Genomic DNA, 22,576 nt, shown 5'->3' with positions numbered 1-22,576 from the left:
GGGGAAGGGAAGAGGGAAAAGTGCGTATAGAACATCGAATTACTGAAGGACAATTAAAAGAAGGAACCGTTTGTTTCACTTATGATGGGACAACAAAAATGCTTGGAGATTCCCCCTCAGGGAAGATGATTACTGATTCAGATGCACTTAGTTTTGTGTATCTATTTGAAGATGGAGAAGAATATCAGTACCTGCATTTTACGCAAGAAGTATGGGCACTCATGCAACAACTAATTGAAATGGATAATGGGGATCCTTTAATAGAGAGTGAAGATGGATCTGTTCAACTAATTGGATTTACAGAAGAATTGATGATGTTGATTTTTAATATAGAAGGTAATGGAAATTACGGAGAAGAGTTCATGCTCGCTGTGGAGCAAGCATTCAAACAGACACTACAACAAACTAGCTAACATGAACGGACGGGAGGAGGCATTTGTATGAGAATGTGGAATGATTTTCTTGCTCCCTATAAGCAAGCGGTTGTGGAGCTTAAGGTGAAGTTAAAAGGCTTGCGGCATCAATACAAGTTGGAAGACTTGCATGCGCCAGTTGAGTTTGTGACAGGACGCGTTAAACCGCTTGCAAGCATTTATGACAAAACTCTCGAAAAAAACATTCCATTCGAGCCATCTCCAGAACTTGCTGCTGAAGTCCCTGACATTGCAGGACTTCGGATAATGTGTCAGTTTGTCGATGATATCGGCAGTGTAGTTGGCATGCTTAGACAGCGGAATGACTTAAAGATTGTCGAAGAGAGAGACTACATATCGAACAAAAAGCAGAGCGGTTACCGCTCGTTCCATATTATTATTGAATATCCTGTCGAGACGATTCATGGTGAAAAGACGATTCTTGCTGAAATTCAAATAAGGACACTTGCGATGAATTTTTGGGCCTCAATTGAGCATTCTTTAAATTATAAGTACCAAGGCGAGCTCCCGGATGTGATTCGACAAAGACTTGAAGGAGCTGCTGAAGCCGCTTTTCGATTAGATGAAGAAATGTCATTAATCCGAGATGAAATTCATGAAGCACAATCGTACTTCAGTTCGTTTAAAGAAACGGAAAAACGAGATATTCAAGATACCTCATGGAAGGGGGAACCAGAATGATGAAGTTTGTGATCCAATCACGCGGTGATGAGTTATCTAACCGTTTGATGGCGGAGGCAAAAGAATATTTGGTGGAGTTTGGTTTGGAATATGACGAGGTTGAGCCAGATATCGTCCTTTCAATCGGTGGAGATGGAACGTTATTGCATGGTTTTCATAAGTATGTGCATCGACTGAACGAAACTGCATTTGTCGGAATCCACACAGGCCATCTTGGGTTTTATGCAGATTGGAAGCCTGAAGAAATCGAGAAATTAGTCATCATGATTGCACGAAAGGACTATCATGTCGTGCAATATCCACTCCTAGAAGTGGAAATTTCATATACGCATTCCGAAGAAAAATCTACGTATCTTGCCTTGAACGAATCGACGATTAAATCTCCGGAAGTCACTCTTGTTATGGATGTGGAACTGAACGGAGAACATTTTGAACGATTCCGAGGTGATGGTTTATGCATGTCCACACCATCCGGTTCAACTGCATATAGTAAGTCATTGAATGGTGCGATTTTGCATCCTTCTTTGTCATGCATGCAACTGACTGAGATGGCGTCCATAAATAACCGGGTATTCCGGACTGTAGGCTCACCGTTAGTCCTTCCATCACATCATTCATGTCTATTAAAACCAGTAAAGGGACCTGATTTTATGGTAACTGTTGACCACCTGCAGTTGCTTCAAAAAGATGTGAAGTCCATCGAATACAAAGTATCGAAGGAACGAATTTCGTTCGCTCGTTTTAGACCTTTCCCATTTTGGAAACGGGTGTCCGAATCGTTTGTTGCCAGCGATGAAGAAAAGTAACGTTTCGACGCTGTTACTAAAATTTATCACAGAAGAGCGGATCCTTCTAAGAGACTTTCTTAAGAAGAAAGGTATATCCAAAAGAGCATTGACTGCCGTTAAATTTGACGGTGGTCGGATTTTAGTGAACGGAGAAGAACGAACTGTCCGGTGGATGCTTGAACTGGGGGATCACGTAATTATTGAATTTCCTCCTGAAGAGATAGGTAATGGGTTGAAGCCGGAGCATGGAGAACTTTCTATTTTAGACGAAGACGATTCGATTCTAATTGTGGAAAAACCTGCTGGACAAGGAACTATTCCATCAAGGAATCATCCAAATGGAACTCTCGCAAATACAATTTATGGGAAATACTCAGTTGAACACCATCCTGCGACAGTTCACGTAGTAACCCGCTTGGACACAGACACATCCGGTGTTGTCTGTATCGCAAAAAATCGTCATATCCATCACCTCATGAGCACGCAAATGCAGCAAACAGGGTTTGGTAGACGATATATTGCGTTCGTAAGTGGTTGGGTAATTGAAGAAGCGTTTACGATAGAGTCGCCGATTGGTAGGAAAGACGGCAGTATTATTGAACGAATGGTTCGGCCAGATGGGCAATATGCGCGTACCGATGTACGTGTTACGGGTCGTTTTGAAATGTGCAACAATCGATATACGGCTGTTGAGCTCCAACTACATACAGGGAGAACCCATCAAATCCGCGTACATATGGCGCACGTCGGACATCCTTTGCTTGGGGATGACTTGTATGGAGGTCCATGTGACTTAATCACACGGCAAGCTCTTCATTGTGCATCGATATGGTTTAAGCATCCTTCTACAAACGAAAACGTTACGTATGCGAGTGAACTTCCAGGTGATCTGTTAAGGCTTATGCCGATGGAACCGAAATCTCAAGAAGAATACACGGTAAACTTCTCAGGTTGAAACGGTTGTTTTGAAGCTACCGAAACGGTTTCAAGTTCTGGCCATCGGAGCGCTGTCAATTTACCTCCAAACACACATCCTGTATCAATATTTACCGTGTGATGTTTAAAACGGGGCTCTTTAACCGGGGTATGTCCATAAACAATCCATGGGGTTCCATGATAAGACTTCGCCCAATCACGGCGTTCAGGGCGTCCGTCTGATAATGTTTTTCCTGAGATATCTCCATAGAGGACAAATGTGCGTACGGTTCTTGACGGAGGAGCGCCAATCAATTGCTCAGGTAGCCCAGCATGTGCGATGATAAGTTTTTCGCTGTCTAACTGGTGATAAAGAGGCAGCTCTTCGTAGAACTGTCGATATCGTTTTAGCGTTTGCGCTCGTTTTTCTTTGGGCAAAGAGTCAAGCTCTGCAACCGTAGTCTCTAGCCCGTGCATTTGCTGCACATCATTGCCCTTAGCAAAACGATATAATTTGTTACAATGATTTCCCGGGGAATAAATGAGTTGACCTTTGTCTTGCATCGCAAACAAAAGTTGCATCACTTGTAAGGACGAAGGTCCCCGATCCATGCCATCTCCGACAAATGCAATCTCTCTGCCAGAGGGGTGGATTGGAATTCCGGACTTTAGGGAATAGCCAAGAGTGTTTAGTAAATCAAGCAGTTCATCATAACAACCATGTATGTCACCGATAATATCGAACATATAAATACACTCCCTTTTACGAAGTATTTGTAAAGTACACAAGTAGTATACAGGAGTAGTGCCAAATGGCGAAAAGAAAGGAAGGTGTAGCCATGGAAACAACAGAGGACCGCAATGAAGAAGTGGATTTTAACGAAGAGAAGCTACGAGAAGATTTAGAACGGCAAGATATCAAAGCGTTCCGTGATGAGTATTTGCTACTCCATCCTTATGATCGCGCAATCTTCTATGAAGAGGCTGGAGCTGAACTTCGGAAAACGATGTACTACTTCTTATCTCCTAAAGAAATGGCGGAGATTTTTGAAACAAGTGAAATTGATGAAGATGAATACGAAGAGTTCCTTCAGGAGATGGAGGCGACGTATGCCGCAGAGATGATTTCTTACATGTTTGTGGATAACGCGGTCGATGTCCTGAAAGAACTCGATAAGTCCCAAAGTGTCAGCTATTTGACACTCATGGACAAAGAAGCAGCTGCTCAAATCAAGGAGCTATTGCACTACGAAGAACACACAGCTGGATCGATCATGACGACTGAGTATGTCACAGTTCCCGAGAATTCCACTGTTCGATCTGCCATGAATATCCTTCGCATTCAGGCTCCAAGTGCTGAAACAATTTACTACGTCTTTGTTGTGGATGATGACAACCGGCTAACCGGGGTTGTATCGTTACGTGACTTGATTACCTCTGAAGAGGATGTCCTGATTAACACCATTATGAATGAACGTGTTGTCAGCGTACTCGTGTCAGACGATCAGGAAGACGTTGCCCGTACAACACAAGACTATAACTTGCTTGCTGTACCAGTCGTAGATTTTCAGCAACATATACTCGGAATTGTTACAGTCGATGACGTGCTCGATGTCCTTGAAGAAGAGGCATCGGATGACTACTCGAAATTAGCCGGTGTATCAAATATGGATACATTTGACAAAAATTCATTATCTGCAGCGAAGAAGCGAGTTCCATGGCTTATTATTTTGCTAATACTTGGAATGATCACAGCAAACTTGATTGATATGTTTACAGATACGATTTCACAAGTTGCATTGCTAGCGGCATTTATTCCTTTAATTGCAGGAACTGCTGGTAACAGTGGTACACAAGCTCTCGCAGTTGCGGTCCGAGGAATTGCAACACGGGATATCGAAGATGAAAGTAAACTCAAATTATTAATAAGAGAAGCGGGAACCGGATTAATTACCGGATTCATATGTGGAGTCTTTGTAATCGGTTTGATCTTTTTTTGGAAACACGAATTGGTAATCGGAATGCTAGTAGGAGCAGCGATTTTCGTTTCGATTTTTGCGGCAACTATTTCTGGATCGTTCATCCCTTTGTTTATGCACAAAATGAAGATTGACCCAGCTGTCGCTTCAGGTCCGTTCATCACCACATTGAATGACTTGATCAGTATTTTAATTTACTTAGGATTAGCGACTACATTCATCAACCTTCTATAACGTCAGTCACGCATGGGCAGATGTTGCATATAATGCAGTAAAAAGGATGTGGCGCATATTTCACTTCAAGTTCCTTTGCTTTTTATCGACGGCCCCCCTATGGTAACGATTGTCGAGGTTGTTAAAGAAGAGAGTACGTCTATTTATTGGTCAGGTAATGACCCTGAACTAATGGAACAAAACGAACATTCTCAAGAAGAAACAGTGCCTCAAGAAGACATAGTACTTCAACAAGTGATTGAAGCAACGGTAGAGTCTCCAGTCGTCAAAAGGTTACGTTACTTAGCTGAACCGTTTCCTCGCAATGCTTATCGTCCTCTCCAATTCTTGGTGAACGGTCAATTACTGACAGGCGGTATCTCCGCTATGACCGATTCGCAGATTGCGATTGAAGTGAAGCAAGAAAGCAAAGATATGGATGAAATACGGACGCTGGACTTACAGGAAATCGAGGAAGTGTTCTGGAAAGGAACACCGTTCACATGAAAAAGCGTCTCAGGCTAACTAGTCTGAGACGCTTTTTAATACGAATAAAAAGGAGACTACCCAAGTGGGGAGTCTCCTTTCGTGCATCGCGGGGATGATGCTTATGCTGGTGTGTTGCACTGTGTAACAAATGTATCTGTGATACATTGGATTGCACAGAAACAATTCAAGTCAACCGTGATACAAGACTTTGTTGCTCTGAAGCGCTCGACTTTGCAAAGTTTGTCAAGGCAAATTTTACCACAGTCAGTAATATCGACTGGTTTTCCGTCTTTGTCTAGAGGCTCAAGCACCATCAATGTTGCGCAGCAATTGTCAAAAATGTTTTGGACTCTGAAGAATACAGAGAAACAATTGATGCCATGATGATGTGTATGGCTCTTAGGACGATACATCGCTTTAAAGAAGTCACCGTCCTCTGTTAGTAAAGAAAACACCCGTGTATTGAAACGTTCGCTTGCAGGACTTACTAAACTGCCAAGCGGTCTCATAAAGCAGTCTGTATCACAGTCGAAGCAATCTTCATCTGTGTGCGTATCTTGAAGGCGTTTAATGAAGCGAACTGCCTCACAAACACAGTGTCCTTGAATCGGATTCACCTTATCCCCCGTATTTTCGTTCTTTCCACATCCACAACTCATTGATCATTTCCTCCTCTCGTTTGTTCTCTATACCTTATGGCATTCAGCTACCTATTGGCAGGGCGCTTGAACCGTTATGAATAAAATGCATACAAAAAAGGCATACTGGTTAAAAAAGGAGGGGATGGCGATTCGTAAAATACTGCTCCTTGTTTTCATCCTAGTTCTGCTGGCGGGTTGCTCGACTTCGATTGGTTTTAAAACCGTTAATACAACAGATATAGATGAACAACAAGCGGAAACGTTGTTGAAAGAAGATAAGCGTCTTAAAAATGCAGTCATGCTGATCCATGATGATCGGTTGATTGCGGGGTTACGCGTTAATACCTTTGAAAGATTTAAAAAGCGTAAGATTGCCAAGGAACTTACGAAAGAGCTGGAGAAAATGTATCCGGAACTGAAAATTACGGTATCCGCAGATAGCAAAGTGTTGTTGGAAACAAACAAGTTAATCGAAAAAGAGAATGAACAGAACTATTTAAAAAAGATGAAAAAAATTAGTGCATTGGTAAAGGAAGAGACCTAATGGATGAAAAAAAATATCAGCAACTTGAACAACAGATTACACCCAAACCGAGGTATTTAAAAAATTGTATATTAGCATTTGTTGTTGGAGGTTTCATTTGCTTTATTGGTCAATTCGTTGCTCTTTTCTATATTAGTTTTTTTGATTTTACTGAACGAACGGCAAGTAATCCGACAGTGGCCACGATGATCTTTATCTCCATGTTATTAACAGGGTTCGGGTACTATAAAAAAATCGCACAGGTCGGTGGAGCAGGAAGCGCCGTACCGATTACGGGATTTGGAAATGCCATGATATCCGCGGCAATCGAACACAGATCCGAGGGCTACGTATTAGGTGTTGGAGGCAATATGTTTAAACTGGCAGGTTCCGTCATTTTATATGGTGTCTTTTCGGCATTTGTAGTTGCTCTCATTAAAACGATACTCGTTGGATTAGGAGTGGTATCTTGGTAAACAAACGAGGATTATTGACATTTGCATCTAATCCAGTGATTGCATCAACTGGTGTCACGGTAGGGCCTTTGGAAACGAAGAAGAGTCCCTTTTCCAAGTATGCCGACAAGAATTATGATGACGAGCGTTGCGGATTAAAGACGAATGAGCAAGGCCATGCGAAAATGATGGAAGATGCTTGCATGATTGCATTGAGTAAGCTGGACAAGACCCCCACAGATGCCGAGTTTGTTTTGATGGGCGATTTAGTGAATGAAATGACTCCTTCCAACTTTGCGGCAAGCACAATAGGGGTTCCTTATCTTGGAATGTTTTCAGCTTGTGCAACTTCTGTTTCCTCTCTATTAATGGCTGCATTGTTAACGGAATCTGGAATGGCTGAATTAGTAGTAGCGGGGTCCTCCAGTCAGCACAATGCTATTGAACGTCAATTTCGTTATCCTCTTCAATACGGAAGTCAAAAAGGAGCTACAGCTCAATGGACCGTAAGTGCAGCTGGAGTAGCTACGATTATCCCTCATATAGAAGGAGCGCCGATTATTACGTGCGGAACGATTGGAATAGTTACGGATTTAGGATTGACAGATCCGTTAAATATGGGGGCAGCTATGGCACCTGCTGCTGCAGATACGTTTAAACGTCATTTGGAAGGTCACGGTTCGACAGTTGAAGATTATGATTTGATCATGACTGGGGACTTAGGGAAAATCGGATTCGAGCTATTTAAAACGTTACTTGACCGTTGGGAATATGATGTTTCAAGTACTTTTCGGGATGCGGGAGCAGAGTATTATGGCAAACATCCAGAATTTCTTGCAGGAGCAAGTGGTTCGGGATGCTCGGCATCTGCTTATTTCTCGGAAGTGTATGATAAGCTGCTGTCCGGAACATACAAGCGTGTGTTATTGATTGCTACCGGATCCTTAATGTCCCCTCTATCTTATCAGCAAGGCGATACGATTCCCTGTATTGCGCATGCAGTGGAAATCCAAATGAAATGAGTGGTTTAAATTGCTATCCATTTTTATAACAAGTTTTATAGTAGGGGGACTCATTTGTGTCATCGGGCAGTTGATGATGGACGTAGGCAAACTCACCCCGGCACACACATTGTGTACATTAGTGGTTGCAGGCTCCATTTTGGATGGCTTCGGACTGTATGAACCGCTGATCGATTTTGCTGGTACAGGTGCAACGATTCCAATCACATCTTTTGGGAATGCACTTACACACGGAGCCCTCGCTGAGGCTGAGAAGCATGGCATCATAGGTGTTCTGACGGGAATGTTTGAAGTGACAAGTTCGGGTATCAGTGCAGCCATCATTTTCGGTTTCGTCGCTTCTCTCGTATTTAAGTCAAAAGGAACCATCTAAATCACCAACTAAAAATAAATATGCGAATGTCCCGCCCGCTTCGCTGTGTCTTTGCATAGGATACAGGGAAGAGAGGGGGGATTTTCTTATGTACGGAAACTATTGTTACGGAGAACCGCGCTATGAAGGTGGATATGACCGTGGTTGTAATCAAGGAGGCGGCTCTACGTTCGTCTTGTTAGTTGTTTTGTTCATTTTGCTGATTATTGTTGGAAGTACGTTCTGCTAAATGAGAGGGGGGAACTGGGAGTATGAATGACTCCTTCTTCAAGAAAATAGAATCTAAAACTGGTGTGCCGATGACAGAAGTATTTGCACTCGCGAATGCCATACAACATGCTGATTTTAAAGATGAACGACAAGTGAGACGGATTATTCAAAATGTCGGGATGCTTGCGAATAAAAATGTACCCCAACATTTAGAAGATGAACTAGTCAATTCACTTGTTTCTAGTGGTCAGCCTGTAAATATTGCAGATATTCAAAGGATGTTAGGGAAATAAAGAAATAGGTTTAGCTTCCCTAGCAACCGGGTATAGTGAACTAACAACTTAAACGAGAAAGAAGGTGGAGGCAATGGGTTACCTGCTGCCGATTCAGAATATCCAATCACAAATGTATGCAAACCGCTTGGAGGAAGCTTCGCCTGCTATTTCTTATATTGACAGAGTCCAATCTATTAAATCACAGGCAGATTACGAAGAATGGCAACGAGTTCTTCGACGTGAGCGGGAAAGGAATTCTGAAGGGGAGTTTGGTAAAAGTGCGAATCAGCAACGTCCATTGTCTCCAGCTAAAAAAGGTTTTATCCAACCGGACCCTACAATTCTGTCAAAACAAGTTGCAGCGGTGGTAGGAAAAGGTCTGGCTGTAAACGAATACGCATAATAAGCACCCTCAAAAAAAGCCCCATTCCTAAAATTGGAATGGGGCTTTTAAATATGCTTTTTAATATTCTAAAGTGCTGGGTCCATTTGTTTTTCCATGGCGCGATGGGGAATATCCGCATCCATGAATTCGGGAGAAGTGACTCCATACCCAAGTTTCTCGTAAAAAGGAATTGCATAAGACTGGGCATTCAACAAGATTTTGTGGATGCCAGTCTTTTTTGCATGTTCCTCAAGAGCGTTCATAATTAGGACACCAAGATGTTGACCACGATATTCTTTTAATACACAGACACGTTCCACTTTACCCACTTCATTTGCGATACTTCTGATGCGGCCAGCAGCAATTGCTTTCGGCCCATCATAGACGACAAAATGGGATGCAGACGTGTCGTGTTCGTCAATTTCCATCGTTAGGGGAACACCTTGTTCTTCTACAAATACTTTCTTCCGTACAGTAAATGCAGCTTCACGTTCTTGTTCAGACGCGGCAATCTTTACCTCGTACAAATCAGTTTTCCTCTTGTAGACGGAACGTTTCGTATACTGTCCACGAGCCGTCCTCTAGTTGGTACAGAAGATGGATGCGATCGATGATTTCTGAGTGATCTGCACCAAGCATCTTCAATTGACCGATAATGTCATCATGCTCACCGGAAGTTAGACTTTGAGCAATTGTGATGTGAGGTACGAAAGCATATTGTGGTTGTGGACCGAAAAAATCCTCATTATTGAGAGCTTTGTGCAAAGCAAGTAACTCCTCATTTGGGGCAACTTTAAAATATATAGTATTTGTTATTGGCGCAAAAGAGCTTACTTTTGAAACGTTCAGTTCGAATGGCTTGTTTTTCATTGCTACGTTACGCAATGCTTCAGCCACTTTTCTAATTTCAGTTTCATCTGCATCGAAAACACCTTTTACCGTCATATGAGGAGTGATCTGAGAGTAGTGAGGATCATACCGTTTGCGATATCCATTTGCTAGATCTTGCAATTTTTTTGATGGAAATGCTACAACGCCGTATTTCATGTGAAAAACCTCCTTAGGAAAGTGAATACAATTCTTCATTCAAGTATAGCAGAATTGTTTGGAATTGTCCGATTGGTTATTGTCCGTATACCATTTGGACAGCACGACGCACATCTGGTTGCCAATATTTCCAGGTATGCTCTCCATTAAATTCTTCATAGAAGTACGGAAATCCTTTATTTCCAAATAATTTGTTGAGCTCACGGTTTGGAGTCAAAAAGTCTTGTTTTCCATCGACAGTCGTAGAAACTTGAGTTTCTCCAGTTCCAATGACGTGATAAACCGATAGACCTGATGGGTTCTTAGCTGAATTTACGGCTTCAAGTACTTTTTCGTCCACATAAGGTGATTGGAGTATTACTTTGCCAAAACAATTTGGGTATTGTAATGCAGCCTGTAAAGAAACTGTGGCAGCAAGAGAATCACCAATAAGTCCACGCCCTCCACCAATTTGGTAAGTGGGATAATGCTCGTCTATATAAGGAACGAGTTCATGCACGAGGAAACGGATGTAGTCTTTTTGACGATCTCCGTCTGGATGATACATTCTACGACGTTCAGCAACAGATTTGTATGGAATGCCGACAACGATTACATTTTCAATCTCTTCCTTATCTAAATATTCATCTATAACTTTCCCGATTCTACCATACTGAAAATAGTCTTTCCCATCTGATGCGAAAAGGATAGAGTATTTATATAGTGGAGAATAATTATACGGAAGGTAAATAAGGAGCTCCATTTCCTCCTGAAGTTCTTTGCTATAAAATTGAATATCATGAATCTTTCCGTTGTTCATAAAGTAACCCCCTCACAAGTCTATTCAAGGAGATTGTAACATAGGATGGTTAGAGGGTATAATGTGCACGATTGGTGGACAGTGGGGACAGCTAGAAATTAGAAGGAGATGGTAGCATGTTTGACGGGAAAAGCAAAGTACGGTCAGAAGTAATTGCAGTTGCAACAAAAGAAGCGTTGCAGCGCCGAGGTGTAGAGCTGTTAGATATCGCGAAAATCGTCTATGAAATGCAAGCGCCTTATAATGAAGAACTGCAGCTTGAACAGTGTGTGGACTCTGTTGTGAATGTATTGAAAAAGCGCGAACTTCAACATGCAATTTTAGTTGGTATCGAGCTGGACGAGCTTTGTGAACAAGGCAAATTATCTAAACCGTTACAAGATATCGTCGAATCGGATGAAGGTCTTTTCGGAGTGGATGAAACAATTGCTCTAGGAGCCGTATTTACGTATGGTTCGATTGCAGTGACGACGTTTGGTCACTTAGATAAAAACAAAGTCGGTATTATAAATGATTTAGATACTAAAAAAGGAAATAAAGTCCATACATTTTTAGATGATCTAGTTGCCAGTGTTGCATCATGTGCGGCAGCTCGAATTGCCCATCGGTCCCGAGATCTGGAGGAAGCCGGATTGACATTCGACGATGTAAAGGATGCTGCGAAGTAAGGAAATGACCAAAAACTACAGATGAAAAGAGTGTAAATCGCTCTTTTCTTTTTTATGTATACATAATGAAAACGGTTTCAAATGATTTTGTTTTCTGAAAAAGATTGACAATTGAACCCGCTTACATGGTAGAATATACATTACTAGATGAATAGATAAATAGGGGGTCATTGAATGAATAAGAAACTTTTAGGGCTCATCTCGATGCTACTCATTGCAGTGCTTGCACTTGCAGCGTGTGGTACATCAGACGATGCAGCGAAGGATGATGGAGCAAAAGGGGATTCAAATAGCAGTGATAAAGAATACAAGTTCCTCAGTGTTTTAACTGGCGGAACGCAAGGTACGTACTACGCTCTTGGTGGCGCCATTGCAGAGTTCATCGAATCGGATACAGGTGTGAAAACATCAGCTGAAGTATCTCAAGCATCTGCAGCTAACATGACAGCACTGAAAGATGGAGACGCTGAAATCGCTTTCGTACAAACGGATATCGCGTATTATGCACAAGAAGGCGAAATGATGTTTAAAGACGATAAAGTCGATACAGTTTCTGCAATTGGTGCACTTTATCCTGAAACTGTACAACTTGTAACACTGGACAAGACGGGGATTAAAACATTTGATGATTTGAAAGGTAAGAAAGTTTCTGTCGGTGCTCCTGGTTCTGGTACGTATGCGAACGCAGAGCAGCTTCTTGAAATCCACGGATTGTCTATGGATGACATTAAGCCACAAAACTTGGACTTTGGGGAGTCTCAAGAAAGTTTGCAAGCGGGTCAGATCGATGCAGCATTCATCACTGCAGGAACACCAACTGGTGCTGTTGAAGGCCTAAACGCAGTAGCAAAAGTATTCGTAGTACCTGTTGAAGATGACAAAGCAGATGAGCTCATCAGCAAGTATAAGTACTATGCTAAGGAAGTTATTCCAGCTGGAACTTATGGTTTGGCTGAAGATACACCTACTGTTTCAGTAGGAGCTATGCTTGTTATCCAAAACGAAGTTCCTGAAGAACTTGCTTATGAAATTACAAAAGCAATTTACGACAACGCACCAAAACTACAACACGCAAAGGGTAAACTGATCAAAGCTGAAACTGGGCTTGACGGAATTGGTATTCCAGTTCACCCAGGTGCTCAAAAGTACTTTGACGAAGTAAACAAATAAGAGTTGAATGATAGAATGGGGCGGTGAGGCGATCGATGCTTCATCCGTCCCTTCTGCATTCATAGAACTGTATAAAGAGGTGAGCGGATGAAACGATGGGGGATTCCGCTTGGATTACTCATTGTAGTTTTTCTGATTGTCGGGGGTCTAACGATTCCTTTAAAAAGAGCGTATACCTTTACAGAAACGAGGACGGAAGATCCTGAGATGACGTATCGACTTTTATCGGATGACTCGGAATTTCAAATCAGATATGTCCATTCGATTTTTTTAACAGATGTACTAGAAACCTATCAAGTACAGACGGACAGTTCGTTAAAATTCTTAACGATGCGTTATGAAGATGTTGGAATTGGTCTTCCGGGATATGCAGAAGAAGGAGAAACATTATCTGTGACGGAAGATGGCATTTATACACTTACATATGAGGATAAAGTAGTCGATTCTTTTGTACTTTATATTGGAGATGTAGATGCACAATTAGCATTTCGATATAAAGGGAAAGAAACGGATTTAAAAGCTTATTTGGAACGTGGTCATTCATACGAATTTCGTGTGAAAAAATTAACCCTATATGAAATAATGAAAGGAGTCAACTTGAATGGCAAAGCGAAAGAAAGAACAGAAAGTGGTTCCGATAACGGATCCAAATGACGAGCGGTTCGAAACACTTTCCGAAAAGGAACAGTTGGAGCTCCTTCAAAAATACGATCCTGAATCCAACACGAGGGATTTAGCAGGTATACTTGGCAAGATTGTGTTTTTTGGTCTGTTGGCATTTTCAATTTTTCAATTGTATACCTCAATCGGAACACCGTTCACAGCCTATATTCAGCGATCGATTCACTTAGGATTTGCGCTATCTCTGATTTTCCTCCTGTTTCCGGCACGTAAAAAGCCAGGGGAGAAACGCAACAAAGTTCCATTTTATGATATGATCTTATCCCTTCTTTCTATTGGTGTCGGATTGTACTGGCCACTCAATATGAACGAACTCGTATTAAGAGTAGGTCGTGTGTCTGATTTAGACTTGATCGTTGGGATATTGGCTGTCCTATTAACGATGGAAGCTGCTCGTCGTGCAGTAGGTTTACCAATTACTATTATTTCAGCTGTGTTCTTAGTTTATGCATTTTTCGGACCTTATTTCCCAGGATTCCTAGCACACAGAGGGCAGAATTTAGATAATCTTGTCCAGTTGATGTTCTTTACAACAGACGGAATCCTAGGGACACCGATTAGTGTATCTGCCACTTTCATTTTCGTGTTCCTGTTGTTCGGAGCATTCCTTGTGAAAACGGGCGTAGGCAACTACTTCAATGATTTAGCGGTTGTCCTAGCAGGTAAATTGACAGGTGGACCTGCAAAAGTTGCAATCTTCTCAAGTGCTCTGCAAGGAACAATTTCCGGTAGTTCTGTAGCAAACGTTGTTGGATCTGGTTCTTATACGATTCCTATGATGAAAAAACTAGGCTATCGAAAAGAGTTCGCTGGCGGGGTTGAAGCTGCTGCGTCAACTGGTGGACAGATTATGCCACCAATCATGGGAGCTGCTGCATTCCTGATGGTTGAATTCATTGGCGGAGTGACTTATTGGGAAATTGCCAAAGCTGCTACAATTCCAGCATTGCTGTATTTCACAGGTATTTGGATTATGACACACTTCGAAGCAAAGCGGGTCGGACTACAGGGGATGAAGCCTGAAGAGATTCCGAACCGTAAAGAAACATTAAAGAAAATTTACTTACTACTCCCTATCATCGGAATCATCGTATTCTTATTACTTGGAATTCCTACGATGAAAGCAGCGTTACTTGGTATTGTGCTAACCCTTGTTGTGAGTTCGTTTAACAAAGAGACACGTCTCGGATTTAAAGATATTATTCAAGCACTCGTTGACGGTGCACGTACAGCACTCGCTGTAGCTGCAGCGACAGCTTGTGCAGGTATTATAGTAGGGGTAGTTGTAAAAACAGGTCTTGGACTAAGTTTAGCAAATGGACTTGTATCGGCTGCAGGTGGAAACATCTTGCTGACGCTTATCTTTACAATGTTTGCTGCAATCGTACTTGGTATGGGTTCACCAACTACAGCGAACTATGTCATCACTTCTACGATTGCAGCACCAGCAATCATTACGTTGCTGATGTTGGATACACCTGACGCAACAGTACCAGTGGTCGTTGCAATTTCTGCTCACTTGTTCGTGTTTTACTTTGGCATTATTGCAGATATCACACCTCCAGTTGCGCTGGCAGCTTTTGCAGCTTCTGGAATCTCAGGTGGAGATCCAATTAAGACCGGTGTCACATCGGCCAAACTTGCCATCGCGGCATTTATTATTCCGTATATGTTTGTATTTAACCCTGCGATGCTCATGATTGACTCGAGTGTTGGTGAAATTATCTGGGTGACCGTCACGGCGATTATTGGAATGATAGCGATAGGAGCAGGTCTGATTGGCTTCTGGTATAGAAGAATCAACTGGATTGAACGGATCATTACGGTTGCGACTGGAATGATGTTAATCTATCCAGAAACGAAAACAGATTTTATCGGACTAGGATTGTTTGTTATTCTGTTTGCAATTCAACTAGTCACTAAAGACAAAAACAAAGAAGAAGAAACCGCAACTGTATAATTCCAGCCCGTCTGTCATACTATGCAGGCGGGCTTGTTTTTTGAAACATTGTAATGTGATGAACGTCTAATGAATAGTGAAATGAAGGGGGAAGACGAACGTGAGATTTATCAAAAAACTTATTATGACAGTAATTGTAGTTGCACTACTAGTCGGAGCTGCATATTATTTCGGAACGAATTGGATAGCTGACAAAGCAATGGATCAAGTCACTACTCAGTTGGAAAGTAGTGGACAATTGGATTCAGTCAAACAAGAAATCAATAGCAATCCAGAAGTTCAGGCATATTTGCAAGACGCAAAAACAGCGGATCGCAGTAAATTACCTATTCAAACTAAAGAACAGGCCACTCGAGTTGTACTCAAGAAGTTCAGTATTAGCGAGTTGCAAGATATACAGAAAAAAGCACAGTCTGGGATGACTGCACAAGAGCAACAGCAATTATTGCAACAAGTTGAAGGCCGTCTCACTGAAGAAGAACTGCTTTCGTTGAAGGTTTTAGCTCTGGATGAACTTTCAAAGTAAAAAGTACTTTGCTACTATAAAACAATTAAAGCAGGGACAGCACCATCGCCTTTTCAAAGGCGCCATGGACTATCCCTGCTTTGGTTTTTCTTAAGTGATTGAATTTCATTCGTTAAGTACAGGATTTGCTCTTTCATCTCTTTTAACTCATTCACTAAATCCTCATTGTTTGGAGAATTCTTTTTTTCTTCTTCAATTGCGAGCACAGCAGCATAGGTTGAGATGGATTCTCCGATAATGGTGATGACACTTCCAATCACATCTATTTTGGCGGCTTGCCCGCCGACATCAATGTCTATGAAATCCAGACTATCAGGATTTACCACCGCGTACCCTCCTATCCGAAAACTCCCTACTTCAATGTATGCATTGGGCGGTGATAGGTGAATGGGGCAAATAGTTACTAAAACTATTTTACAAAATCGTATTGCGCAAAGATGGAGTTCATGGTATTATCATAGATGTGCTTAGTGACAAATCGTTTATTTTAAACGAGTGCTTGTCATTAAAGTCGATTGAAACATTCCCGATTCCTTAGCTCAGCTGGGAGAGCGCTACCTTGACAGGGTAGAGGTCGCTGGTTCGAGCCCAGTAGGAATCATTGGGTGCCAAACCCTCGGAAGTATCGTCGGAACAACGATACTTCTCCAAGACAGACCTATTAGGCCGGATGCCTAGGGTCTGTTTTTTTGTCGTTGATTATTAAGTTAGCTAAAGTTTCAAATGATAACTTTGAATTCTTCACAAAAAAGCTTCTCATGCGCTTAGTAAAGCATTTGAGAAGCTTTTTTGTTTGGAATAAAATTAATTGATAGCTGAAATCATCCAACTTGGATAATTTGTAAGGACGCTAACTTGTAACTTCCACCTTCTTGTAAGGTTGCAAATAATTTTACAACGTCACCTTCTAGTAAAGATAATAATAGGGTCGATGTAAGAGAGGTGGAAGTAGCCGATTCTGTCATAGATGCATTTACTTTGATGGCGTTGTTAACTTGGATGTGGAATGTAGAAGGAGTGCAGCAAATGACATTTGTTTCAAAAATGACTTTATAGCTGATTTGAAATATACCATCTGTCATGATGCGAAGTCCTTCAGGTAAAAGTTCTACGTCCTGAAGAGGGTTAGCAATATTGAAGTTAACAATACCTGAAGTAGTCCTTTTCGTTTCGGTATAGGTAAATCCATAAGCAGAACTTAATGTTCCAGGTTTACCCTGTGGTCCCGGCGGTCCTTGTTCTCCTTTAGAGCCTGTATCACCTTTTGGACCTTCATCTCCTTGTTCTCCAGGCGTTCCTTGCGCTCCTGTATAGCCGCGTGGTCCTCGTTCACCTCTTGGTCCTTGCTCCCCAGGGGAACCTGGACATCCGTTTTCTCCTCTTGGCCCTTGATAACCTCGCGGGCCCCTTCCGCTTTTTGGTATATTTTTGCATGTGCAAAAAATGGTTTCATTACATTTTGGACAACGGTCCATTCAATTCTCTCCTTTATTTTATAGTTGAAATTTGTGGGGAATTTTCATTCAGTTTTTTTATGGTTAACTTCGAACTGTAAGTAAAACATTGATCAATGACTCACCTGAGCTTGATTGAACTGAAATCGCTCTTGTTTCATCTGGTTGAAGTGAAGAATTTTCAACTCTAAATTGCCAATCCCCAAGTGCATCTACGGGTACTTGTGCAAGAAGAGGGCCACTTAAGTCGTTTCCTACGAAAATTGATATTGAAGCGTTTGGTCCGACTGTATCTGAAGTGCCAGTAATTCGCCACTCGGCATCTCTTGTACGGAATTCTGCACGCGTAATGGTTAGATTTTGTGGGATAGATGTTACAGTGACCTCATCGGATGAATTCCCGCCTGGTCCTGTGACGGTTAGACGAAAAGAAACAGTCCCTGCTTGTGTTGGAAATGTAAACGAAGCATTCGCTGCATTGGCATTCGTTAATTCAACTAGATTTCCAGCGATTTGTTCCCATTGGTAGCTTGTTACAATTCCTGTAGCGCTCCCGGCCAAAGTGACAGCGGCTCCTTGTTGAACTATTTGGTCAGGTCCGGCATTTGCAATCGGCGCATCCGCAGACGATATCACTGAAACGTTGACCGTATCAGTTGATGGACCTCCATCTCCGTCCACAGTTAATTCAAAAATGAGCGTATCAATTTCATTAGGTGCGGCAAAAGATGGCGTAGCAGTATCAGGGTTAATTAAAATAACATCAGAACCAGATAATTGTGACCAGTTAAATGAAGCAATTGAACCTGTAGAGTTGCTTCCATCCAATGTAACTGTTGAGCCGAAAAGTACTGTTGTATCTTCTCCAGCATTTGCATTGACACTGCCAGGACTTGTCGAAGATCCTGTGACAGATACTGGAATCGTTATTTTTCCTCCTGCGCTTGAATGAATAGTTAGTTGGAGTGGAGGAATTAGTACGCTTGTCGTAAACGTTTCACCTGGTAAGATTTCTAGTTCACCGATGCCGAAGTTTTCGATTGTTAAAGACGGACTTCCTATCGTATCACTCGATGCAGCATCAATTGTCAGTTCTTGCGTATCTGTGTTAAATGCAGCGGTAGCTATAATAAAGTCTATCGGTGTGATGTTCTTAATGCTTGGCGGATTATCACTTAAATTTGTGACCGTAATGATATTAGGAGGTCGACCTCCTGTAAAAGAAACACGAGCAAAGAATTGATTGTTAAACCTCTGTAACGATGCAGTTTCGATGCCTGGACCTCTAACATTTATAATTTGTGGTTCATCATCAGACACAGCGAATACATCTATCACACCATTATCAATCTCGTTTTGTGTATAAGTTGCCCTTGTGACATCGACACCAGCTATTGTGGAAATTTTCCCTAGAACTGAAAAAATTTTTGTTTCAATACAATTGTCAGGATTCAAGCCAGGCGTTGTTGAGCGGTCTGGTGAACCTATACCAATTCCTGGACCTTCGACTCTGAAAATGTTTTGAAGTTCTCCAAACTGATCTTCTAATAGACTTCCTATTATTTGATGTTCGACAGCCGGATCGCCAATATAACCTGCTGGAGCAGTAGGCGCTACCGTTGGATTCCATTGTAAAAATGGATCCACACGGCTATTTAGTGCAAGGTCAAAATCTCCCCCATTTACACCGCCAATATCTTCAGTAAAGTTTATTTCCCCGACTGTAGGATCATTTCCATCTGGCTCTGCAATAAATGTGTCTATACCATATGGATGCGTAACTGTATAAGTTTCATTTGCTCGCAAGCCAGCCACGCGGATACGAACTCTGCCAAATACAATTTGTTCATTTTCCCGAGGGACTTCATTCACAAAAGCAGCTTCTAAAGCTAAAACTAAACGCGCTCTTTCTTGTGTGCCAGTTGTCATTTCAGCTTCTGCTGACATGTAGAAGGCTTCTTCCGGATAATTATCGGGAAACGAAACGGGCTCTGCCGGATTGGGCAAGTCTGCAGGAGTGATGCCAGAGAATGGATCGGCAGGATTGACATTCAGTTGAAGACGTAATCCATTTAAGTCCTTATACCAAACTGGAAAACCATCGAATGCAGAAATGGGTCCAAGTTCCATTAAATTCCTCCTCATTAATAAACGTCATACCAGTTTATGAAACAAAAAAGAAAGTGGTAACCTAAATCACTTTTATGTCCATAGTAACTTGAATAAAAGTTCCAATTGTGGATTTGTTCCATAGTATATACGGAGGTGAAATATGAACCAGACAATCATATTGTTGCTATCGTATATCGATATTTGCATAATACTCGGATTTTATATGTATAGCAGGAAAGTTAAGAAACTAATCGGTTTTCATCTAGGTATGAATATAAGCATGGTAATGGGGGGGATGGCAGCTTTACTTTTTGGAGTTTTGCTTATCTTGCAATTTCCATTTCATTTTACATTTATTACACTAATTTCAACGGTTATAGGATTACTCGTCGGTGCGGCATTCGGGTTATTGATTGACTATCAAACATTTGTCACAGGTATCACCAATGGAATAATCGTAGGATTAATGGCACCGATGATTGGTACTGTTATTGAAATTCCAATTTTGTTTATAACATTTATTCACGTGCTATTTGCATGTTGTATATTTGTGATCTTCATTTCAATTAAAAGGTCGTGAAAGAAAAGTGCTGCTTATTACACTGTTGTGCATATGGAATTTTTGTGAAATGGAATTCAATTATCGACTCTTTAAATATAAAAATTTATTATTTGATGATCGGTTTACAAAGACGATGTGCATGGCCATTACATCAATTTCTTCATTTACTTTAGCTCTCTATTTGGAAATGTTGCTGCCTGGAGATCATCTGGTGATGTATTTGCTTCCTGTTGTAATAGGAATTTTGATCGGCTGGAGATTTGGTTCTCTCATAAAAGCACCAGCACTGCTAAACGGTATTTATAACGGCGCGATTGGCGGCGTGATGGGCATGATGTTAGGCACTGTGCTGAAAAATCCAGCTTTATGTAATATTCCGCTTGACACAACTGCATTAATTGCTACCAATATGTACGTTCTGACCATATTCGTCGCTTGTTTACATGCCATAGTTAGTTTCTTAATACGTTACTCCATCAAAGTATAAAATTTTGATGTTTTCCAGAAAGGAGAAGGTGATTGAAGAAAATAATTTATTTGTCTGTCTTTTTAATTGGGTTTTTTGTTTTGTATTTGCTATGGCCTCGAGCGATTGAATTGCCATATATCGGGTCAGTTAAGGAGTGGCAATTAGCTGAAGTGAGTGGAAATGAAGCTGCTTTTCAAGACAGACCTAAGCTTGTTACTTTCATCTATACACAATGTCCTGATGTTTGTCCGACTACGATGTTGGATCTCATTGATTTAAAACAGATTATGGATGAAAGGGGCATATCTCAAGAGAAGTATTACATTATTGCAGTGACCGTGGATCCTGAATATGATACGAATGAAATCCTTCAACAATATAAAGAAATGTTTGATATTCATGAGAAAAATTGGTTGTTTTTCCGTGGTACTGATGAACAGACCTATCAGTTTTCTCGATATTTCAACTTTTTTTATGAAAAAAACGAAGATGGGTTTCTAACGCATACAACGTCTATGTATATTGTTGATTCAAAAAATCAAATACGTGCACATCATGATATGGCAACAGTGGATAAGCGAGTAGCTATTGAAGAAATTGCAGACCATTTACAGCAATTGATTAAATAACCTGTCGGTACTTTCTTTAGTCAATAGGATGTGAAAACAATTGCAGGGAGATGATCCTAATAAAGAAAGAGTCTGAAGGTGTGAATGACAAAAGGGAAATAGTAAAACGTCAGAATGAAAATCCTTCGTTTTCATCACCGACAAGTGTTGGTTCTGAGGAAGAAACGAGGATTCTGACAGATTATATTGGCCAGAAAAATATGTTTAAGATAGCAGAATTCCACGAACCTCTTCGAAAAACTTTGACGTTAAAGAAATTTTTAAAGAGCAAACGAAATCAACAAGTTGTGATTTCCTCCTTCGTAGAAAACGACCAAACTCTTAAAACTGAAGGGAAAGTAGCAGCAATTGGCAGGGACTTTGTAATGCTGACAGATTTACAGAGAAGAATCTGGATTCCATATGTCTTCATCGAAACAGCAAATATTCCCTTTGGTTTTCCCACTTATTCAAATACACATCAACATCATATATATGATAATCAGCTACAGAGAAAACTCATGCTTAAATTTGGTGAAACTGTGACGAAGCGAGAGACATTAGTGCAACAGTTTTTTGAAGAAACACTTCGAACTAACATGAATTCGTGGGAAGGAACGTGGGTGGAGATAGTTACTAGTCAAGAAAGATTTGTGGGAAGTATTGTTAAAACAACGAATGACAATATACTCCTTAAAAGGTTCAGTACATCAATTTCTATACGACTAGAGACTATACAGTATGTATCTACATTACGAGTTTTCCCATTGTTGAAAAAAATAGTGCTTATTACGTTTTATGCTCTTTATAAAAAAATAAAGGGAGGCAGAAAAGATGGAGGATAACAAAGAAACTCTGTTTCGGGATTTTAATAGTTTATTAGGTGAGGATGTGCTGATTATTACGCAAGCTGTACAGCTTAACTTATTAGGTCAAGTATTTCGTCCTATTTTCTGCGGGACCGTTTCAGAAGTACAACAAGGACATCTGACATTATCACCAGTGATCATCAAAATGGTAAATGCTCCGTTTTACAAATGTCCATTCCCTCTGAGCATCCCCCATGAGCAAATTGTTTCCTATTCGACAGAAGTACCTTGTGATTTAGTATTTCCATTAACTTAATAAAGGAGTGCG

The 22,576-nt window shown here is 41.1% G+C and carries 31 protein-coding genes and 1 tRNA gene; 24 read left to right on the top strand and 8 right to left on the bottom strand.

The window, feature by feature from the left end:
* Positions 1-20: 20 nt before the first annotated feature.
* The 4 genes from RL70_RS03790 to RL70_RS03775 are packed head-to-tail and all read left to right on the top strand — an operon-like array spanning position 21 to position 2,858.
* On the top strand, positions 21-413 hold the full coding sequence (locus RL70_RS03790) for a hypothetical protein (RefSeq protein ID WP_052245751.1): 393 nt from the start codon (positions 21-23) through the stop codon (positions 411-413).
* 27 nt (positions 414-440) lie between these two features.
* Positions 441-1,115 carry a GTP pyrophosphokinase family protein gene (locus RL70_RS03785; RefSeq protein WP_025786076.1) on the top strand — a complete coding sequence of 225 codons (675 nt, stop codon included), beginning with the start codon at positions 441-443 and terminating at the stop codon, positions 1,113-1,115.
* Positions 1,115-1,921: an NAD kinase gene (locus RL70_RS03780; protein ID WP_039042252.1), complete on the top strand. Its 807-nt coding sequence runs from the start codon at positions 1,115-1,117 to the stop codon at positions 1,919-1,921. Before RL70_RS03785 ends, RL70_RS03780 begins: the two co-directional genes overlap by 1 nt.
* Complete coding sequence (locus RL70_RS03775) at positions 1,896-2,858, top strand: RluA family pseudouridine synthase (RefSeq protein WP_369795186.1); 963 nt, start codon at positions 1,896-1,898, stop codon at positions 2,856-2,858. Before RL70_RS03780 ends, RL70_RS03775 begins: the two co-directional genes overlap by 26 nt.
* Here the strand turns inward: RL70_RS03775 and prpE are convergent.
* Entirely contained in the window at positions 2,825-3,565 is a 741-nt protein-coding gene (gene prpE / locus RL70_RS03770; protein ID WP_039042085.1) for a bis(5'-nucleosyl)-tetraphosphatase PrpE, read from the bottom strand. The genes RL70_RS03775 and prpE overlap by 34 nt on opposite strands.
* Positions 3,566-3,630: 65 nt before the next feature.
* On the opposite strand from prpE, the gene mgtE reads away from it, so the two are divergent.
* Both mgtE and RL70_RS03760 read left to right on the top strand, forming a co-directional pair.
* Positions 3,631-5,031, top strand: a complete 1,401-nt coding sequence (gene mgtE / locus RL70_RS03765) for a magnesium transporter (protein WP_369795185.1) — start codon at positions 3,631-3,633, stop codon at positions 5,029-5,031.
* A gap of 48 nt (positions 5,032-5,079) precedes the next feature.
* Positions 5,080-5,517 (top strand): hypothetical protein, encoded by a 438-nt coding sequence (locus RL70_RS03760; RefSeq protein WP_039042084.1) that lies wholly within the window; start codon positions 5,080-5,082, stop codon positions 5,515-5,517.
* 101 nt (positions 5,518-5,618) lie between these two features.
* Here RL70_RS03760 and RL70_RS03755 read toward each other — a convergent pair whose 3' ends face one another.
* The gene (locus RL70_RS03755; RefSeq protein WP_039042083.1) at positions 5,619-6,158 is read right to left on the bottom strand and encodes a CotY/CotZ family spore coat protein; all 540 of its coding nucleotides are present in this window, start codon (positions 6,156-6,158) and stop codon (positions 5,619-5,621) included.
* A 124-nt stretch (positions 6,159-6,282) separates the two neighbouring features.
* On the opposite strand from RL70_RS03755, the gene RL70_RS03750 reads away from it, so the two are divergent.
* From RL70_RS03750 to RL70_RS03725, 7 genes are all read left to right on the top strand, one after another.
* Positions 6,283-6,684, top strand: a complete 402-nt coding sequence (locus tag RL70_RS03750; RefSeq protein WP_039042082.1) for a hypothetical protein — start codon at positions 6,283-6,285, stop codon at positions 6,682-6,684.
* Positions 6,684-7,139: a stage V sporulation protein AC gene (gene spoVAC / locus RL70_RS03745; protein WP_039042081.1), complete on the top strand. Its 456-nt coding sequence runs from the start codon at positions 6,684-6,686 to the stop codon at positions 7,137-7,139. The genes RL70_RS03750 and spoVAC overlap by 1 nt, the downstream gene beginning before the upstream one ends.
* Entirely contained in the window at positions 7,133-8,140 is a 1,008-nt protein-coding gene (locus RL70_RS03740) for a SpoVAD (protein WP_052245750.1), read from the top strand. The genes spoVAC and RL70_RS03740 overlap by 7 nt, the downstream gene beginning before the upstream one ends.
* Before the next feature lie 10 nt (positions 8,141-8,150).
* Positions 8,151-8,513, top strand: a complete 363-nt coding sequence (spoVAE, locus tag RL70_RS03735; protein WP_039042079.1) for a stage V sporulation protein AE — start codon at positions 8,151-8,153, stop codon at positions 8,511-8,513.
* Positions 8,514-8,601: 88 nt separating this feature from the next.
* Positions 8,602-8,742 carry a YjcZ family sporulation protein gene (locus RL70_RS17455; RefSeq protein WP_082003292.1) on the top strand — a complete coding sequence of 47 codons (141 nt, stop codon included), beginning with the start codon at positions 8,602-8,604 and terminating at the stop codon, positions 8,740-8,742.
* A 22-nt stretch (positions 8,743-8,764) separates the two neighbouring features.
* Positions 8,765-9,016 (top strand): stage VI sporulation protein F, encoded by a 252-nt coding sequence (locus tag RL70_RS03730; RefSeq protein ID WP_039042078.1) that lies wholly within the window; start codon positions 8,765-8,767, stop codon positions 9,014-9,016.
* A 73-nt stretch (positions 9,017-9,089) separates the two neighbouring features.
* Positions 9,090-9,401, top strand: coding sequence for a hypothetical protein (locus RL70_RS03725; protein WP_039042077.1), 312 nt, complete (start codon positions 9,090-9,092; stop codon positions 9,399-9,401).
* Positions 9,402-9,469: 68 nt separating this feature from the next.
* On the opposite strand, the gene RL70_RS03720 is transcribed toward RL70_RS03725, so the two are convergent.
* The 3 genes from RL70_RS03720 to RL70_RS03710 form a co-directional block, all read right to left on the bottom strand.
* Positions 9,470-9,910 carry a GNAT family N-acetyltransferase gene (locus tag RL70_RS03720; protein WP_039042076.1) on the bottom strand — a complete coding sequence of 147 codons (441 nt, stop codon included), beginning with the start codon at positions 9,908-9,910 and terminating at the stop codon, positions 9,470-9,472.
* Position 9,911: 1 nt separating this feature from the next.
* Entirely contained in the window at positions 9,912-10,430 is a 519-nt protein-coding gene (locus RL70_RS03715) for a YjcG family protein (protein WP_039042075.1), read from the bottom strand.
* 76 nt (positions 10,431-10,506) lie between these two features.
* Positions 10,507-11,229: an esterase family protein gene (locus tag RL70_RS03710; RefSeq protein ID WP_039042074.1), complete on the bottom strand. Its 723-nt coding sequence runs from the start codon at positions 11,227-11,229 to the stop codon at positions 10,507-10,509.
* 116 nt (positions 11,230-11,345) lie between these two features.
* Between RL70_RS03710 and RL70_RS03705 the strand changes: the two genes are divergently transcribed.
* The 5 genes from RL70_RS03705 (at position 11,346) to RL70_RS03685 (ending at position 16,234) form a co-directional block, all read left to right on the top strand.
* On the top strand, positions 11,346-11,897 hold the full coding sequence (locus tag RL70_RS03705; RefSeq protein ID WP_039042073.1) for a phosphatidylglycerophosphatase A: 552 nt from the start codon (positions 11,346-11,348) through the stop codon (positions 11,895-11,897).
* Positions 11,898-12,071: 174 nt separating this feature from the next.
* Positions 12,072-13,067: a TAXI family TRAP transporter solute-binding subunit gene (locus RL70_RS03700; RefSeq protein WP_039042072.1), complete on the top strand. Its 996-nt coding sequence runs from the start codon at positions 12,072-12,074 to the stop codon at positions 13,065-13,067.
* A gap of 87 nt (positions 13,068-13,154) precedes the next feature.
* Complete coding sequence (locus RL70_RS03695) at positions 13,155-13,721, top strand: DUF1850 domain-containing protein (RefSeq protein ID WP_052245749.1); 567 nt, start codon at positions 13,155-13,157, stop codon at positions 13,719-13,721.
* Entirely contained in the window at positions 13,669-15,708 is a 2,040-nt protein-coding gene (locus RL70_RS03690; RefSeq protein ID WP_039042071.1) for a TRAP transporter permease, read from the top strand. Before RL70_RS03695 ends, RL70_RS03690 begins: the two co-directional genes overlap by 53 nt.
* A 100-nt stretch (positions 15,709-15,808) precedes the next feature.
* On the top strand, positions 15,809-16,234 hold the full coding sequence (locus RL70_RS03685; protein ID WP_052245748.1) for a hypothetical protein: 426 nt from the start codon (positions 15,809-15,811) through the stop codon (positions 16,232-16,234).
* A gap of 53 nt (positions 16,235-16,287) precedes the next feature.
* Here RL70_RS03685 and RL70_RS03680 read toward each other — a convergent pair whose 3' ends face one another.
* The gene (locus RL70_RS03680) at positions 16,288-16,560 is read right to left on the bottom strand and encodes a hypothetical protein (RefSeq protein WP_039042070.1); all 273 of its coding nucleotides are present in this window, start codon (positions 16,558-16,560) and stop codon (positions 16,288-16,290) included.
* 202 nt (positions 16,561-16,762) lie between these two features.
* Between RL70_RS03680 and RL70_RS03675 the strand changes: the two genes are divergently transcribed.
* A tRNA-Val gene (locus RL70_RS03675) sits at positions 16,763-16,835 on the top strand.
* Between the two features lie 220 nt (positions 16,836-17,055).
* Here the strand turns inward: RL70_RS03675 and RL70_RS03670 are convergent.
* Positions 17,056-17,709 carry a collagen-like protein gene (locus RL70_RS03670; RefSeq protein WP_039042069.1) on the bottom strand — a complete coding sequence of 218 codons (654 nt, stop codon included), beginning with the start codon at positions 17,707-17,709 and terminating at the stop codon, positions 17,056-17,058.
* A 63-nt stretch (positions 17,710-17,772) separates the two neighbouring features.
* Positions 17,773-19,818: a hypothetical protein gene (locus tag RL70_RS03665; protein WP_039042068.1), complete on the bottom strand. Its 2,046-nt coding sequence runs from the start codon at positions 19,816-19,818 to the stop codon at positions 17,773-17,775.
* A 142-nt stretch (positions 19,819-19,960) separates the two neighbouring features.
* On the opposite strand from RL70_RS03665, the gene RL70_RS03660 reads away from it, so the two are divergent.
* From RL70_RS03660 to RL70_RS03640, 5 genes are all read left to right on the top strand, one after another.
* Entirely contained in the window at positions 19,961-20,380 is a 420-nt protein-coding gene (locus RL70_RS03660; protein WP_039042067.1) for a hypothetical protein, read from the top strand.
* Between the two features lie 121 nt (positions 20,381-20,501).
* Positions 20,502-20,849, top strand: coding sequence for a hypothetical protein (locus RL70_RS03655; RefSeq protein ID WP_231567226.1), 348 nt, complete (start codon positions 20,502-20,504; stop codon positions 20,847-20,849).
* Between the two features lie 32 nt (positions 20,850-20,881).
* On the top strand, positions 20,882-21,460 hold the full coding sequence (locus RL70_RS03650; protein ID WP_039042065.1) for an SCO family protein: 579 nt from the start codon (positions 20,882-20,884) through the stop codon (positions 21,458-21,460).
* An 80-nt stretch (positions 21,461-21,540) separates the two neighbouring features.
* A complete protein-coding gene (locus RL70_RS03645; RefSeq protein ID WP_156137886.1) occupies positions 21,541-22,284 on the top strand; it encodes a hypothetical protein in 744 nt (247 codons plus the stop codon).
* Positions 22,274-22,564, top strand: a complete 291-nt coding sequence (locus RL70_RS03640; protein ID WP_039042064.1) for a hypothetical protein — start codon at positions 22,274-22,276, stop codon at positions 22,562-22,564. Before RL70_RS03645 ends, RL70_RS03640 begins: the two co-directional genes overlap by 11 nt.
* Positions 22,565-22,576 lie beyond the last annotated feature (12 nt).

Source organism: Sporosarcina sp. ZBG7A (assembly GCF_000813425.1).
Taxonomy (GTDB): Bacteria; Bacillota; Bacilli; order Bacillales_A; family Planococcaceae; genus Sporosarcina.
The sequence above is the reverse complement of the archived record's forward strand: the minus strand, read 5'-3'. Positions and strand labels throughout refer to the sequence as shown.

Coding starts and splice junctions, on each gene's coding strand:
- RL70_RS03785 (WP_025786076.1), top strand. CDS start 441: ATGAGAATGTGGAATGATTTTCTTGCTCCCTATAAGCAAGCGGTTGTG.
- RL70_RS03780 (WP_039042252.1), top strand. CDS start 1,115: ATGAAGTTTGTGATCCAATCACGCGGTGATGAGTTATCTAACCGTTTG.
- prpE (WP_039042085.1), bottom strand. CDS start 3,565: ATGTTCGATATTATCGGTGACATACATGGTTGTTATGATGAACTGCTT.
- mgtE (WP_369795185.1), top strand. CDS start 3,631: ATGGCGAAAAGAAAGGAAGGTGTAGCCATGGAAACAACAGAGGACCGC.
- RL70_RS03755 (WP_039042083.1), bottom strand. CDS start 6,158: ATGAGTTGTGGATGTGGAAAGAACGAAAATACGGGGGATAAGGTGAAT.
- RL70_RS03750 (WP_039042082.1), top strand. CDS start 6,283: ATGGCGATTCGTAAAATACTGCTCCTTGTTTTCATCCTAGTTCTGCTG.
- spoVAC (WP_039042081.1), top strand. CDS start 6,684: ATGGATGAAAAAAAATATCAGCAACTTGAACAACAGATTACACCCAAA.
- RL70_RS17455 (WP_082003292.1), top strand. CDS start 8,602: ATGTACGGAAACTATTGTTACGGAGAACCGCGCTATGAAGGTGGATAT.
- RL70_RS03730 (WP_039042078.1), top strand. CDS start 8,765: ATGAATGACTCCTTCTTCAAGAAAATAGAATCTAAAACTGGTGTGCCG.
- RL70_RS03725 (WP_039042077.1), top strand. CDS start 9,090: ATGGGTTACCTGCTGCCGATTCAGAATATCCAATCACAAATGTATGCA.
- RL70_RS03715 (WP_039042075.1), bottom strand. CDS start 10,430: ATGAAATACGGCGTTGTAGCATTTCCATCAAAAAAATTGCAAGATCTA.
- RL70_RS03710 (WP_039042074.1), bottom strand. CDS start 11,229: ATGAACAACGGAAAGATTCATGATATTCAATTTTATAGCAAAGAACTT.
- RL70_RS03705 (WP_039042073.1), top strand. CDS start 11,346: ATGTTTGACGGGAAAAGCAAAGTACGGTCAGAAGTAATTGCAGTTGCA.
- RL70_RS03700 (WP_039042072.1), top strand. CDS start 12,072: ATGAATAAGAAACTTTTAGGGCTCATCTCGATGCTACTCATTGCAGTG.
- RL70_RS03695 (WP_052245749.1), top strand. CDS start 13,155: ATGAAACGATGGGGGATTCCGCTTGGATTACTCATTGTAGTTTTTCTG.
- RL70_RS03690 (WP_039042071.1), top strand. CDS start 13,669: ATGGCAAAGCGAAAGAAAGAACAGAAAGTGGTTCCGATAACGGATCCA.
- RL70_RS03670 (WP_039042069.1), bottom strand. CDS start 17,709: ATGGACCGTTGTCCAAAATGTAATGAAACCATTTTTTGCACATGCAAA.
- RL70_RS03665 (WP_039042068.1), bottom strand. CDS start 19,818: ATGGAACTTGGACCCATTTCTGCATTCGATGGTTTTCCAGTTTGGTAT.
- RL70_RS03660 (WP_039042067.1), top strand. CDS start 19,961: ATGAACCAGACAATCATATTGTTGCTATCGTATATCGATATTTGCATA.
- RL70_RS03655 (WP_231567226.1), top strand. CDS start 20,502: ATGGCCATTACATCAATTTCTTCATTTACTTTAGCTCTCTATTTGGAA.
- RL70_RS03640 (WP_039042064.1), top strand. CDS start 22,274: ATGGAGGATAACAAAGAAACTCTGTTTCGGGATTTTAATAGTTTATTA.